This window comes from Streptomyces sp. GESEQ-35, assembly GCF_017948485.1.
GTDB lineage: Bacteria > Actinomycetota > Actinomycetes > Streptomycetales > Streptomycetaceae > Streptomyces.
In genome coordinates this window covers 336,100-350,110 of sequence record NZ_JAFFSX010000006.1, presented here as the reverse complement: position 1 = coordinate 350,110, position 14,011 = coordinate 336,100, and the positions used below count along the sequence as shown (strand labels likewise).

Genomic DNA, 14,011 nt, shown 5'->3' with positions numbered 1-14,011 from the left:
ATCGCAGGGTCAGGTTCGGCGGACGAGCCGCGCGTACTGTTCGCCGGACAGGCCGTAGGTCCAGCCGGCGGCCGCGACCGGGTCGTCGAAGCGGTCGGGCACACCGAGGCCGTAGCGGCGCCGGGTGCCGTCGGGTTCGACGGAGCCGTTGACGGTGAGCAGCAGGCGCGCGGGGCGTCGCCAGAGGTCCAGTGGTACGTCGTAGAGGTACAGGTCGGAGCCGGGATTGCCGGGGTCGGCGGCGGTGGCCACAAGACGCAGCCGGGCCTGTTCGACGTAGGCGTGCCAGCCGATGCGCTCGATGGCGCTGCGCCGCACCTCGACGTTGTGCTCGGCGTGGATGCGCTCGACGGTCGGGTCCGTGATCACCCACTCGGGGACGGTCGTGCCGTGCAGCGCGTGCAGCCGGGTGCCGTCGGCGAAGCGCACGGCGGGTCCGTCGGCATGGTGGAGCCGCCGCTCACCCTGGTCGCCGAGGCGCTCGGTGTGCAGCTCCGTGGGCCGCTCCGCCATGACGCACACACCGTCTCCGGCCCACCACCAGCCGGTCGACCGGGCGAGGTCGGCCCAGAGGCCGAGTTGGAAGGCGTCGGCGTCGAGGTAGCGGACGAGGCCGAGGCGGGCGCGGATCTCGTAGGGCGCGATCCAGTACGTCTCGTGCTGGCCGTGCCAGGTCAGGGTGAAGGCGTCGGTGGGCAGGAGTGCGGTGCGCAGGGGAGCTCGGATCGCGTCGCGCAGGCTCGTGGTCAGCGGGCTGTCTACGTAGGCCCGGAGCACGGTGTCCCGGTCCGCGCCTGCGGCCAGCACCGCCTCCGGTGAAAGGCCGGGTCCGTCCCGGCGGGGCGAGGTGTCCCACCCCTTGGCCCATGGATCGCGTCTCAGCCGTCCGTCCATGCGCTCGCGCAGGCCCGCGGCCAGGCAGGCCAGCCGGGCGGGCACGGGGCTCTTGCGCAGGTCGGTGGCGGAGGCGCGAAGAATGGCGCGAGGGAAACTGCGCCGGTCGTCGAGTACCACCCGGACCGCCGCGGCGGGCGACGGAACCCAGACGAACCGGGGTGGCGGCTCGCCCAGCAGGCGGTACAGATCGATTACGGCCGATTCGGCCCGGGCCCGGTCGGACGGGCCGGTGGTGAGTCCGTGCCGCAGCCAGTCGTCGCGCAGAGCGCGGGCCGGGGCAACCCACTCGGCGGTGGAGCGGGGACGTGCCGTCTCGCGGCTCACCGGAGGACTTCGGGGTCCGCCTTTCGCATCATCATGCGGAGGATCGTGACATCAACATCAGGAGCACGCAAGCGAGTTAACTACTGGGCTGGACAGCGCCCCGAAGGGGCGCGGGGAACTGCGCGACCAGCCACAACGGCGCCGCAGACGATCAACGACACATCGCGGCCCCGCGGCGGAGCCGCATATGGACACAGCCGGCGGAGCGCTCAGGGCTGCGCCCTCCCCCGCTTCGCCGCATACGCCCGCGCCGCCCGCACCCGGTTGCCGCACTTCGTCGTGCACCAGCGCCGGGCTCCGTGCGAGCGCAGAAACCAGCGGGCGCAGCCCTGCGCGGAGCACTCCGTCAGCTGCTCGGCCTCGGAGCCGGTGAGCAGGTCGGTGGCGTCCTCGGCGAGGAGGGAGAGCGCGGCGGCGGCCGGGTTGCCGGCGTCGGGTTCGTCGGCGCGGTGCGGACCGTCGGACGTCCAGGTCAGGCGGGGGGTGGACGGGGCCGCCGCGAGGGCGGAGTTGAGCGTGGCGACGTCCTCGGCGGCGGGCCGGTCATGGCCGGCGTACGCCTCGAAGAGCGCCCGCACCGCCTCCCGCAGCCCCAGGAGCCGGCCGAACTGCCTGCCGCTCAGAGCCACCCGGTCCGGCAGCAGCTCATGGCGTACGAGCCACAGGTGCGCGGACCCGGTGTCGTCGAGCAGGTCGACGTCACCGTGGCTGAGCGTGAAGCGTGTGTTGACCAGGGCCAGCGAGGCATAGCGCTCCTCGCCGGGGACCGGGAGCTGGTGCAGGTAGACGGGGGCGTCGTGATCCACAGCTCTCATGCTAATGGTTGCGATTCTCCGTGAGAATGCCTAGCGTGCCTCACGGAGAACAATCACAGAAACCGTGAGAGGTGAGTGGCCGTGGCATTCGACGTGGACGCGCTGCGCAAGGACTTCCCGATTCTGGATCGGACCATGGACAGCGGCGCACGTCTCGTCTACCTGGACTCCGGCGCCACCACCCAGAAACCGCTCCAGGTCCTGGACGCGGAGCGGGAGTTCTACCTCACGCACAACGCGGCCGTGCACCGCGGCGCCCACCAGCTCGCCGGGGAGGCGACGGAGGCGTACGAGAACGCGCGCCGCACGATCGCCGGGTTCGTCGGGGCGGCGGAGGACGAGATCGTGTTCACCAAGAACGCGACCGAGGGCATCAACCTCGTCGCGTACGCGCTGGGCAACGCGGGCCGCGTCGGTCCCGGCGACCGGATCGTCGTCACGGAGATGGAGCATCACGCGAACCTCGTCCCCTGGCAGCAGCTGGCCGAGCGCACCGGCGCCACGCTGGACTGGTTCGGGCTGACCGACGAGGGCCGCCTCGACCTCACCCGGATCGACGAGCTGATCGACGAACGGACCAAGGTCGTCGCCGTCGGCCATCAGTCCAACGTCCTCGGCACGGTCAACCCGGTGCGCGAACTCGCCGACCGGGCCCATGCGTTCGGCGCGCTGGTGGTGGCCGACGGCGCTCAGTCGGTGCCGCACCGACCGGTGGACGTGACCGACCTGGGCGCGGACTTCCTGGCCTTCTCCGGGCACAAGATGCTCGGACCGAACGGCATCGGCGTCCTGTGGGGCCGCCGTGAACTCCTCGCGGATCTCCCGCCGTTCCTCACCGGCGGCTCGATGATCGAGATCGTCGAGATGGACCGCAGCACCTTCCTGCCGCCGCCCCAGCGCTTCGAGGCGGGCGTCCCGATGACGTCCCAGGCGGTGGGTCTCGCGGCGGCCGTGGACTATCTCCGGGCCCTCGGCATGGATGCGGTGGCGGCGCACGAGGACCTGCTCACCGCCCGCGCCCTGGACCTGCTCGGCGAGATCCCCGGCGTCCGCATCGTCGGCCCTCGCGACCTCACCGACCGCGGCGGCGCGGTCTCCTTCACGGTCGACGGCATCCACCCACACGACGTCGGCCAGATCCTCGACGAACGGGGCGTCGCCGTCCGCGTCGGTCACCACTGCGCCCGCCCGATCGTGCGGCGGTACGGCATCCCGGCGACGACCCGCGCGTCCTTCTACGTCTACAACACCCCGGCCGAGATCGACGCGCTGGCCGAGGGCGTGCGGGCGGCCCAGGCGTACTTCGGCGTCGCCTGAGCCGCCCGGTCACGTCACCTCTGTCTGATCCTCAGGAACGTGACCGAGTTCGCCGGGAAGGTGTACGTGAACTTCTCGGCGACCCCCTCAAAGGTCGACGTCACCGGTGTGACCGGCGTGTCCGTCTCGGTGTTCATGTCCTCCGGCTCGGCGGCCAGGGTGGTCACCCGGGCCTTCGGGGCGACCTCGGCGCTGCCCAGGTCGATCGCCGTCCGGGCCGCCGTGGACTGGGCGTTGACGACCTTGACGATCAGGTCACCGGTCTTCGCGTCCTTGGTGACGACCTGGCGGAACGGCTCGGCCGGCTTGTCGTCGGTGAAGCTGCCCCACTCCTGGCCGTCGAGGAGGAGGGTCACCTGACGGCCCCGCACCTTGATGTCGATGTCGTAGGCACGGCCCGTCTCGACCGACCCGGCCTTGGACATCAGCGTCCCCTTGCCGCCGTCCACAGCCTTCTCGACGGCGGACTGGGTGTTGTTCCAGCCACCCAGGTTCCACCAGTAGTAGTTCCCGGTGTCCTTGACGCCGAAGGCGACGAGGAAGCCCTCCTTGCCTGACTTCTTGGTTGCCTTCACATGCAGGTCGTAGTCCTGCCAGGCGGGGTCGCCCGCCGTGACCAGGGTGTTCTCGGCGGCGGTGTCCGTCTGGACGTACTGCCCGTCCTGGATGCTCCAACTGCCGGTACCGCCCGGCGTCCACTGCGACGCGTCACCCGAGAAGTCGTCGCTGAGCAGCGTCGAACCGTCCGCCGCCGTCACCTTCACATCGTCGTACGCCGCACTGGTCGCCCATGTCGACAGACCGACAGCGCCGGTGATGGGGCCGCTGACGTTCGGGGTGCCGGTGGCGGTGGACGGGACGACACGGTCGCCGACGTTGGTCATGAACAGCTTCTGGACCTCGTAGTTGGCCGAGTTCCAGGAGGCGTGGTTGTTGAACCAGATCATGTCCGGGCGCCACTGCACATAGTCCTCGTTGGCGAGCAGCGGGGCGTAGGAGGCGAGCTTGACGATGTCGGCGTTGCGCTCAAGCCCAGTCATGTAAGCGGCTTCGGAGAGGGCGTTCTTGAAGGCGTTGCCCTGAGAGGCGTACTCGCCGAGGAAGACCTTGGGACCGCCGCGGTCATAGCTGTCGTAGCGGTCGTTGTTCTGGAGGAACCACTGCGGGCTGTTGTAGTAGTGCTCGTCGACCATGTCGACGTCGCCCTCGCGGTTGAGCTTCCAGGCGGTGTCGAAGGTCGTGCCGGCGTCGTCCGGACCGGAGTTGGAGATGACCGTGATGTCCGGGTACTCGGCCTCGATCGCGGCGCGGAACTTCTGGAAGCGGGCGAAGAACTCGTTCGGCAGGTTCTCCTCGTTGCCGACCGCGAGATGCGTGAGGTGGAAGGGCTTGGGGTGGCCCATCTCGGCGCGCTTCCTGCCCCACTCACTCGTGACGGGACCGTTGGCGAACTCGATGAGGTCCAGGGTGTCCTGGATATGCCGCTGGAGCAGCGCCTCGTCGTCGGTGGCCCGGTTCTGGCCGCAGCCGGTGACGAGGGCCGGCACGACGGGCAGCGGCATCGCGCCGATGTCCTCGGAGAAGCGGAAGTATTCGTAGTAGCCGAGTCCGTAACTCTGGTTGTAGCCCCAGAAGTTGGCGTTCGTTGCCCGCCGCTCGACCGGCCCGACGGTGTCCTTCCACTGATACGAGCGCTTGCGCTGCCAACCGGAGGCCTCGCTGTAGTCCTGCATGGAGCCGGTGTTGACCAGACAGCCGCCGGGAAAGCGGACGAAGCCCGGCTGCAGGGCCGCGATTTTCTCGGCGAGGTCCTTGCGCAGGCCGTTCGGCTGGTGTTTGTAGGTGTCGCGCGGGAAGAGCGAGACCTCGTCGAGCGCGGCGGCGCCCGACGAGTCGACGGTGAGTCGGCCGCGGCTGCTGGTGCGGGTCGCGGTGAAGGTGACCGTGTACTTCGCCCAGCCGCCCTTGACGGCGACCTGCCGCGTGGCCGCCAACGCGCCCGGCGCGTCCTTCAGGGTGACGTCGAGCGTGGTGCCGCTCTCGGCGCGGGCCCACACGGAGAAGTCGTACTTCTTACCCTGCTCGACGCGGATTCCGGTGTTGTATCCGCCGTTCGTGACGACCGAACCTGCGCCCAACGACAGGTAGTTGCGGTTGCGCTCGTTGAGGCGCCCACCGTCGTTCACGACCTGGGCCGCACCGGCGACCGCCCAGGAGGTGAGGGGCGTGTACGAGCCGTTGTCGGCGGTGGAGTACTCGAAGGACCGGTTCTGCACGAGCTCGGCGTAGAGCCCGCCGTCGGCGGCCCGGTTGATGTCCTCGAAGAAGACGCCGTACATCGTGTCGTCGATCTTCGCGCCCTGGGCGCTCAGGTCGACGGTGATCGCATAATCGGTGACATCCTCGGCGTGCGCGGGGCCGGGCAGGGCGACGGCCGCCATCAGAAAGGCGGCGGTGGCGGTGAAGCCGTATCTCCAGCGGGTGGTGCGTGACATGGATACTCCGCGGCTCTAGCTGTTCGAAATATCGGACTATGGTCAGCACTTCGAACGGCAAGATAGGGAGGGGGCACAGGCGCGTCAATGGGTCGCGCAGTAGCGGATGTGAGGGGAAGCGGTACGGAATGGGCGAGTTCTGGCCAGTGCCGGATGTGCTGGCGTTTCTGGCCGGACAGTGGCGGGTCGAGCGGACGGTGCGGGATCTCGCAAACAGAGAGCATGGAGAGTTCCGCGGAACCACCGAGTTCGGCCCGCTCGACGACGGCGGACTGCTGCACCGGGAGTCCGGCACGTTCGTCTGGCAGGGCGTCCCCCGACCCGCCGAACGGACCCTTCTGTTCCTGCCCTCCCGCGAGCCCGGCACGACGGACGTACGGTTCGCGGACGGACGTCCGTTCCACGACCTCGACCTGACATCCGGACGGCACACGACCGCCCACCCATGCTCGGCCGACCTCTACCGCGGCGAGTTCACCGTCGCCGACGCGGACCACTGGCGGACGGTGTGGCGGGTGGGCGGCCCGGCGAAGGACCTGGTCCTCACGACCGACTACGCGCGCGTGGCCTGAGCCGACGCCCCCTCGAAGCGCAGGTTCCAACGGCCCGACCAGCCCGTGACGGTGGTCGTGGACAGCGGGCGGACATCGATGTTCCAGTACGTCGACGGGGGCGCCTTCAGTGCGTACACCAGCGCGGCGCGGATCACCGAAGGCTCCGCCACGGCGACGATCCGGCCCCCGTCGCCGACCGGCCGGGTGTCCAGCCAGTTGCCGACCCGGGTGATGAAGTCAAGCAGCGACTCACCGCCGTGCGGCGTGCCGCGCGGGTCGGCGAGCCAGGCGTCCACCGCCTCCGGCTCACGGGCCATCGCCTCGCCCAGCGTGAACCCCCGCCAGCGGCCCATGTCGCAGTCGCGCAGGGCGAGTTGCACCAGCGGTGCATAGCCGAGGGCGTCACCGGTGGCGCGGCTGCGTGGCGTCGGCGAGCAGTAGCGCAGCTCGGCCGCCGCGAGCGGAATGAGCCCCTGGGCGGCACGCTGCACCTCGCCCCAGCCGGCCTGGTCCAGCGGACGGTCGTCCTCGAAGCGCTCCGCGAGCAGCGGGGAGCTGCGCGCGGCCGCGACGAACGTGACCCGAAGTTGCATGATGCGATCGTGAATCGAAGAAAGTGTGCAGGTCAAGGGGCGTTACTTGGGAGTTACCCAGGGTGTGCGAAGACTTACGTCGAGGTCAGGACCGATGGGGTAATTCACTCAAAAACGAGCGCCATCCACTGGTCCGGCTTCTCGAGCGGCGCGAAGCCGAGCTGCGCGTAGACGCCGTGCGCGTCGTGCGTGGCCAGCAGGATGCGGCGCAGCCCGTACGGCCGTAGCCGCTCGCGCACGGCCGCGACGAGTGCCGTACCGATGCCCTTGCCGCGCACGGACGGGTCGACGTACACATCACACAGCCAGGCGAAGGTCGCCCGGTCGGTCACGACTCGGGCATACGCCACCTGCTCCCCCGAAACCACCTCGTACACCCCGAAGTTCAGCGACCCCTCCATCGCCCGGTCCTGCTTCTCCCGGGAACGGCCGAGCGCCCAGTACGCGTCTTCGGACAGCCAGCGGTGCACGAGCTCGGCATCGACTCGCCCGGGGTCGATGGAAATCTCGTAGCCCTCGGCGAAGGGCGGTGCGTCTGCCATATGGAGTTCTCCCGAAACCGAGTCGATGGTGACATCGTGGGCGTCCAGCAGGGCGGCCCTGGCGTGGTTCGCGCAGCCCGGCGCTAACGGGTCGCCGCCTGCGCCCACCCGTGCCGCCCCAGGCGGCACGACTGCCCGCAGCCGGGCGACACGGAGCGGCACGACTGCCCGCAGCTGGGCGGCGGCAGGCCGGGCCACCGCGTACCCGCAGTCGTCCGCGGCGAGAAGGGGACGTGGTGGGGGTGTCCGCCCGCAGCGGTTGGCGCGTCAACACGGGCGAGTTGGTAAGAGACCGATTCCGCGCCGTTCCGAGGACGGACACCCCCACCACGTCCCCGACCCCCCACAAACCGAAAGGCGCAACGCGCACCCCCACAAACCCGCACCCCCGCCGGGAGGCACCAGACGACGGCCCCGTACCGGCAGCATCCGTCCCCGTCGTCCACGCCCGCGACCGTATCGCCCACCGCAGCGCCGACGCGTGTCATTTTCGCCCGGACACCTCGTCGAAGGCCGTACGCAGCCGCCGCACCCCTTCGGTGATCTCCCCCGACCCCGCCACGGCCGCGAAGCTCAGCCGCACGTGCGCGGCCGGGGGTTCGGCGCTGAAGTAGGGGCGGCCGGGGGTGATCGCGACGCCCGCGCGCAGGGCGGCCGCGGTGAGGAGTGCCTCGTCGGTGCCGTCGGGCAGGCGCAGCCACAGGTGGTAGCCGCCGGACGGAATGTGCGGCAGAGCGAGTGCGGGGAGGTCGAGACGCAGGGCGGCCGTCATAGTGTCGCGGCGGGTCTTCAACTCCGTGGAGATCGACCGCAGATGGCGTGGCCAGGCGGGCGAGCCGGCGAGTTCGAGCGCGGCCTCCTGGAGGGGCCGGGGCACGAAGAAGCTGTCGACGATCTGGATGGCGCGCAGCCGTTCCAGCGCCGGTCCGCGCGCGGCAAGGGCGCTCACCCGGAAGCTGGGCGAGGTGGCCTTGGTGAGCGAGCTGACATGGATGACGACTCCGTCGGGGTCGTCGGCGACCAGCGGACGCGGCAGCGGTCCCGCGTCCTCGTGCGCCAGGCGTCGTACGAAGTCGTCCTCGATCACGAACGCGCCCGCCTCGCGCGCAATGGCCGGCACAGCGGCGCGGCGGTCCACGGCGAGCACCGCCCCGGTCGGGTTCTGGAACAGCGGCTGGCAGACGAACACCCGGGCACCCGTCGCCCGGAACGCGTCGGCGAGGAGGGCCGGACGGACGCCGTCCGGGTCGCCCGGCACCGGCACCGGGCGCAGTCCGGCCGCACGGGCGATGGCCAGCATGCCCGGGTAGGTGGGCGATTCGACCAGCACCGGCGCGCCGGGCGGGGCGAGCGCGCGCAACGCGGTGGTCAGTCCCGCCTGGCCGCCCGCGCCCACCAACACCTCCGCGGCGGTGACGGCACCGCCGATCTCCCGCGCGAACCACTCGCGCAGCTCCGGCAGTCCGTCCAAGGGCGGCCGCCCCCACGCTCCGGGCCGGCGTCCGGCACGGGCCAGTGCGGCGGCCAGCGCCCGCTCGGGCTGGAGCGAGTGATGCAGATAGCCGCCACTGAACTCGATCACTCCGGGCGGCGGAGCGGCGAGCGAGACCACGACCCCGGAGGCGTCCACCGAGCGCGGTACGACGTCGGCGGCACCGTCCGCACTGAGCGCGACCTCCTGCCAGGAGGTGTCCCCGGCGGGCGCGGCCGTCGTACGGGGCCGGGCACGGAAGGCCCCGGCGCCGGGACGGGTCACCACCAGTCCCTCGGCGGCGAGCTGCGCGAGGGCGCGGGAGACGGTCACCGGGCTGACCCGGTACTGCTCGACGAGGGCCCGGCTCGACGGGAGCTTTCCACCTGGTGAGTAGCGGTTGATTTCCCGCCGCAGACGATTCACCAGTTCACCGACGCTGCTACGCTCTTGCATGAGAACACAGAGTAGCGCTATCGCCCAGACCGGGATAGCGGTCAGCGGTCGGCCCAGTACCGCGATCGGCACTGCCCAGGCCGCCCTGGGGGTCATCGCCTTCTCCCTCACCTTCCCCGCGACCGCATGGGGGCTGGAGGGCTTCGGGCCATGGGCCCTGGTCGCCGTGCGCAGCGTGCTCGCGGCGCTGCTCGCCGGCGGCTGTCTGCTCGCGCTGCGCGTGCCGCTGCCCGGAAGAGCGCACTGGCCTGGGCTGACAGTCGTCGCCCTCGGAGTCGTGGTCGGCTTCCCGCTGCTGACGACCCTCGCCCTGCGGACCTCGACCACCGCGCATGCCGCCGTCGTGGTCGGCCTCCTCCCGCTGACCACCGCGCTCTGCTCCGCCCTCCGCATCGGCACCCGCCCGTCCCGCACCTTCTGGGTGGCCGCGCTCGCGGGCGCCGCCGCGGTGGTCGCCTTCACCGTGCAGCAGAGCGGCGGCGCGCTGACCACCGCCGATCTGTATCTCTTCGGGGCGCTCCTGGTGTGCGCGGCCGGCTACACCGAGGGCGGCCGGCTGGCCCGGGTCATGCCGGGCTGGCAGGTCGTCGGCTGGGCGCTGGTGCTGTGTCTGCCGTTCACCGTGCCGGCCGCCGCGCTCGCCCTGTCGTACGAGCCCGTGCGGTTGACCGCGCACAGCGTGACCGGAGTGCTGTGGGTCGCCGCAGGCTCGCAGTTTCTCGGCCTGGTCGTCTGGTACCGGGGCATGGCGGCGATCGGCATCCCGAAGGCCAGCCAGTTGCAGTTGGCCCAGCCCCTGCTCACACTGGTGTGGTCGGTGCTGCTGCTGGGCGAGCACCTGACAGTGGCCGCCCCGCTCACGGCCGCGGCGGTGCTCGTCTGCATTGCCGTCACTCAGCGGGCGCGAGGCTGAGCGGCCTGCGCGGCCGGTCCCAACCGGCGCCTGGCGCCGTAGACTCGAGGCCACGGACCGCTGCTCCCGCACATGGTGAGGAGGCCCAACAGAATGCGTGCAATCGTGGGCGACCAGCTTGTCCAGCACGGCAGGGTGGTCGGACAGCAGGACAAGGTCGGCGAGATCGTCGAAGTGATGGGGCGGGAGGGCAACCCCCCGTACCGCGTCAGGTTCCAGGACGGGCACGAGGGCGTGTGTTCACCCGGCCCCGACACCGAGATCCGCCACAAGGAAACCCAACACAGGCCCTAGGTCAGCGCGGGGACCTCGCCGACTGCGCATAGTGGTCGGCGACCACCCGCGCCATCCCGCCGATCCGGTTCCGCGTCACGTCCTTCGCGGCGAAGAAGACATGTCCGCGTGCCTCTGGATGCTTCCTGGCGAGCGTCAGATGCCGGGACAGCTCGCCGGCGTCCTGCCAGGCGGCGGGCTGCGCCGCGTCACCGGCCTTGTACAGCGCCTCGCCGACGTACAGCCGCGTCCCGCTCCCCCGCGCGACCGAAGCCCACCAGGGCAGCAGCTTGGCGTAATCGGCCGCGGCGTTGCCGACGTGCCAGTACAGCTGCGGGCAGATGTAGTCGATCCAGTGCTCGCGGACCCACATGCGGGTGTCGGCGTACAGGTCGTCGTACGTCTGCACGCCCGCCCGGGTGTCGGAGCCGCGGGAGTCGGTGGCGGCGTTGCGCCACACCCCGAAGGGGCTGATCCCGAACTGCGTGCTCGGCCTGATCGTCTTGACGCGGGACAGCATCTCGCTCACCAGCCGGTTGATGTTGTCCCGCCGCCAGTCGGCCCGGCTCGCGAAGCCGCCGCCGTACCAGTAGAAGGCGGCATCGTCGTCGAGCGTCTGCCCCGACACCGGATACGGGTAGAAGTAGTCGTCGAAGTGGACGCCGTCGACGGGGTACTTGCGCACCGCGTCGAGCATGGCGTCCTGGACGAAGCCGCGGACCTGGGGCAGCCCCGGGTTGTAGTAGAGCTTGCCGCCGTACGTCAGCACCCAGTCCGGGTGGCGGCGGGCCGGGTGGGAGGCGGCGAGCCGCTGCGGGTCGGTGTGGTTGGCGATGCGGTACGGGTTGAACCAGGCGTGCAGTTCCAGGCCCCGGGCGTGCGCCTCCGCGACGGCCGTGCCCAGCGGGTCCCAGCCCGGGTCCTTGCCCTGGGTGCCGGTGAGGTACTGCGCCCAGGGCTCGTACGGCGAGGGCCACATCGCGTCGGCCGTGGGGCGCACCTGGAAGATCACGGTGTTGAGGCGGTTGCGGACCGCGGTGTCGAGGTGGGCGATCAGTTCGGCGCGCTGCTGGGACGCGCTCAGGCCCGCTCGGGAGGGCCAGTCCCGGTTGGCCACGGTGGCCACCCACATACCGCGCATCTCGGTCGTCAGCCGCGGATCCCGGGGATACTGCGGATGCCGGGGGACCGCCGCCGCACTCGACGCCGGCGTGAGGGCCGCCAACGCTGCCACCGCGAACGCCCGACGTGACATCCGTCCCATCTGCACACCCCCATACGCTGTGGATCCGCTCGGTCACGGATCGTCTCCGCGCCCAGGATGCCCGTACCCCGGCGATCGATCATCGATACTTACCGGTAACGTGCACGATCGGAGCAGGCACCACACAAATGGCGGCCTGCCGCAGGCTCGATCAGTAAGGGGACGATGTGACCGACATCGAACGCGTCGGAGTCGTGGGCTGCGGCCAGATGGGAGCGGGCATCGCCGAGGTGTGCGCCCGTGCCGGACTGGATGTGAAGGTCGCCGAGACCACCGGCGAGGCCCTGGAGATCGGCCGGACCCGGCTGTACACCTCCCTTTCCAAGGCGGCCGGGCGCGGCAAGATCACCGCGGAAGAGCTCGAGGCGACGCAGGCCCGGCTCAGCTTCACCACCGACCTCGGCGAGTTCACCGACCGCGACCTGGTGATCGAGGCCGTCGTCGAGAACGAGGGGGTGAAGACCGAGATCTTCCAGGTGCTGGACCAGGTCGTGACCCGCCCGGACGCGATCCTCGCCTCCAACACCTCCTCCATCCCGCTGGTGAAGCTCGCGGTCGCCACCTCGCGGCCCGACCATGTCATCGGCATCCACTTCTTCAATCCGGCCCCGGTGCAGCAGCTGGTCGAGCTGATTCCGGCGCTCACCACGTCCGAGGGCACGCTCAGCCGGGCCCAGGCCTTCGCCGAGAAGCTGCTCGGCAAGCACGCCATCCGCGCCCAGGACCGCTCCGGCTTCGTGGTCAACGCGCTGCTGATCCCCTACCTGCTCTCCGCGATCCGCATGTTCGAGTCGGGCATCGCCAGCCGCGAGGACATCGACAACGGCATGGAGCTCGGCTGCGCCCACCCGATGGGTCCGCTGAAGCTGTCCGACCTGATCGGTCTGGACACGGTCGCCTCGGTGGCGTACTCGATGTACGAGGAGTACAAGGAACCGCTGTACGCCGCTCCCCCGCTGCTCCAGCGCATGGTGGACGCCGGCCGTCTTGGCCGGAAGTCCGGGTCGGGCTTCTACACCTACGACTGAGTGCACAGTGCCCGTTCCAGGGTGCTGATTACACAGTGCGACGCCCTCGGGCCCGGCACTCTTCGGAGTGCCGGGCCCGTCGCATTCACACACCGTGTGCACGCCGGGCACGCATATGCCCCTCGCACACTCTCCCCTCCCGCCCACCAGGCGAGTTGACTCAACATGCGCATGCAAGAGATACGTCCGACTACGGAAAGGAGTGGACCCGTGGCCGCCGACCCCGAGCATCCCGTGGTCCAAGGAGAACTCGCAGAGTTACGCCGCCGCCTCGATGTCGCGTACGCGCGCGTCGAGGGAGGGCTTGCCCTGCTCAGCCATCGCACTGAGGAGACGGACAAGGAAGTCGACGACCTGAGCGCGCGGATCGTCACGCTGGAACACGCCCGCTGGCCCCTGCCCGCCGTAGCGGCCGTGACCGCCGTGGGCGCGCTCATCGTGGCGGTCTGGCAGGCCGTCGGCCACTAGGGCCCTTGGGCAGGGGCGCGGTGGGGGGATCAGGGCAAGGCGTCCTGCCCGAGCCTGAGGTGGTGCAGCAGCAGTAACGCGGCCGCCATATTGGCGGCCGGGACCTCCCCACGGGCGACCATGTCGGGAACGAGCTTCAGTGGAACCCATTCCCGGCGGTCCGACTCGAAGTCGTCCACAGGGTGTCCGACGTACTCCCCCTCGTCGGCCCAGTAGATGTGGTGCCGGGCGTCGGTGAGCCCGTTGGACGGCTCCACGCTCATCAAGTGGCGCAGAGGTCCCGGTCGCCAGCCGGTCTCCTCCTCGAGTTCCCTGGCGGCCGCGTAGGCGATGTCCTCGCCGTCCTCGACCACTCCTGCCGCGAGTTCCCACCCCCAGCTGTCGGTGATGAAGCGGTGGCGCCACAGGAGGAGGACTTCATTGGCCTCGTTCACCACCGTCGCCACGGCGACCGGCCGCAGCCGTATCAGGAAGTGGTCCAGGTGCCGGCCGTCCGGCAGCTCCACATCTGCCAGGTTGACGGTGAACCAGCGGTTTTCATACACAGTTTGTTCGTTCTGTTTCGTCCACTGCACGGTTCTGCCACCTTCCGTCGAGTAAG

General features: G+C 70.4%; 14 protein-coding genes. 6 read left to right on the top strand and 8 right to left on the bottom strand.

The features are described 5' to 3' along the window. Positions 1 to 9: 9 nt before the first annotated feature. Both KCH87_RS15225 and KCH87_RS15220 read right to left on the bottom strand, forming a co-directional pair. Entirely contained in the window at positions 10 to 1,221 is a 1,212-nt protein-coding gene (locus tag KCH87_RS15225; protein ID WP_210586601.1) for a DUF6745 domain-containing protein, read from the bottom strand. Between the two features lie 209 nt (positions 1,222 to 1,430). Continuing rightward, complete coding sequence (locus tag KCH87_RS15220) at positions 1,431 to 2,036, bottom strand: ABATE domain-containing protein (RefSeq protein ID WP_210586600.1); 606 nt, start codon at positions 2,034 to 2,036, stop codon at positions 1,431 to 1,433. An 81-nt stretch (positions 2,037 to 2,117) separates the two neighbouring features. On the opposite strand from KCH87_RS15220, the gene KCH87_RS15215 reads away from it, so the two are divergent. Beyond that, on the top strand, positions 2,118 to 3,353 hold the full coding sequence (locus tag KCH87_RS15215; protein WP_210586599.1) for a cysteine desulfurase: 1,236 nt from the start codon (positions 2,118 to 2,120) through the stop codon (positions 3,351 to 3,353). A 14-nt stretch (positions 3,354 to 3,367) separates the two neighbouring features. On the opposite strand, the gene KCH87_RS15210 is transcribed toward KCH87_RS15215, so the two are convergent. Next, a complete protein-coding gene (locus KCH87_RS15210; protein ID WP_210586598.1) occupies positions 3,368 to 5,848 on the bottom strand; it encodes an alpha-L-arabinofuranosidase C-terminal domain-containing protein in 2,481 nt (826 codons plus the stop codon). Between the two features lie 128 nt (positions 5,849 to 5,976). Between KCH87_RS15210 and KCH87_RS15205 the strand changes: the two genes are divergently transcribed. After that, positions 5,977 to 6,420: a DUF6314 family protein gene (locus KCH87_RS15205; protein WP_210586597.1), complete on the top strand. Its 444-nt coding sequence runs from the start codon at positions 5,977 to 5,979 to the stop codon at positions 6,418 to 6,420. On the opposite strand, the gene KCH87_RS15200 is transcribed toward KCH87_RS15205, so the two are convergent. From KCH87_RS15200 to KCH87_RS15190, 3 genes are all read right to left on the bottom strand, one after another. Next, the gene (locus tag KCH87_RS15200) at positions 6,402 to 6,995 is read right to left on the bottom strand and encodes a histidine phosphatase family protein (RefSeq protein ID WP_210586596.1); all 594 of its coding nucleotides are present in this window, start codon (positions 6,993 to 6,995) and stop codon (positions 6,402 to 6,404) included. The genes KCH87_RS15205 and KCH87_RS15200 overlap by 19 nt on opposite strands. A 104-nt stretch (positions 6,996 to 7,099) precedes the next feature. Then, positions 7,100 to 7,537 carry a GNAT family N-acetyltransferase gene (locus KCH87_RS15195; protein ID WP_210586595.1) on the bottom strand — a complete coding sequence of 146 codons (438 nt, stop codon included), beginning with the start codon at positions 7,535 to 7,537 and terminating at the stop codon, positions 7,100 to 7,102. A gap of 484 nt (positions 7,538 to 8,021) precedes the next feature. After that, positions 8,022 to 9,464 carry a PLP-dependent aminotransferase family protein gene (locus KCH87_RS15190; protein ID WP_210586594.1) on the bottom strand — a complete coding sequence of 481 codons (1,443 nt, stop codon included), beginning with the start codon at positions 9,462 to 9,464 and terminating at the stop codon, positions 8,022 to 8,024. On the opposite strand from KCH87_RS15190, the gene KCH87_RS15185 reads away from it, so the two are divergent. Continuing rightward, a complete protein-coding gene (locus tag KCH87_RS15185) occupies positions 9,463 to 10,377 on the top strand; it encodes a DMT family transporter (RefSeq protein ID WP_210586593.1) in 915 nt (304 codons plus the stop codon). The genes KCH87_RS15190 and KCH87_RS15185 overlap by 2 nt on opposite strands. A gap of 93 nt (positions 10,378 to 10,470) precedes the next feature. After that, entirely contained in the window at positions 10,471 to 10,671 is a 201-nt protein-coding gene (locus KCH87_RS15180; protein ID WP_210586592.1) for a DUF1918 domain-containing protein, read from the top strand. 1 nt (position 10,672) lies between these two features. On the opposite strand, the gene KCH87_RS15175 is transcribed toward KCH87_RS15180, so the two are convergent. Then, positions 10,673 to 11,914 carry a glycoside hydrolase family 10 protein gene (locus KCH87_RS15175; RefSeq protein ID WP_210586591.1) on the bottom strand — a complete coding sequence of 414 codons (1,242 nt, stop codon included), beginning with the start codon at positions 11,912 to 11,914 and terminating at the stop codon, positions 10,673 to 10,675. Between the two features lie 167 nt (positions 11,915 to 12,081). On the opposite strand from KCH87_RS15175, the gene KCH87_RS15170 reads away from it, so the two are divergent. Together KCH87_RS15170 and KCH87_RS15165 are read left to right on the top strand one after the other, a co-directional pair. After that, complete coding sequence (locus KCH87_RS15170; protein WP_210586590.1) at positions 12,082 to 12,942, top strand: 3-hydroxybutyryl-CoA dehydrogenase; 861 nt, start codon at positions 12,082 to 12,084, stop codon at positions 12,940 to 12,942. Between the two features lie 210 nt (positions 12,943 to 13,152). Then, a complete protein-coding gene (locus KCH87_RS15165; protein WP_210586589.1) occupies positions 13,153 to 13,410 on the top strand; it encodes a hypothetical protein in 258 nt (85 codons plus the stop codon). Positions 13,411 to 13,439: 29 nt separating this feature from the next. On the opposite strand, the gene KCH87_RS15160 is transcribed toward KCH87_RS15165, so the two are convergent. Further along, positions 13,440 to 13,985, bottom strand: a complete 546-nt coding sequence (locus tag KCH87_RS15160; RefSeq protein ID WP_210586588.1) for an NUDIX hydrolase — start codon at positions 13,983 to 13,985, stop codon at positions 13,440 to 13,442. Positions 13,986 to 14,011 lie beyond the last annotated feature (26 nt).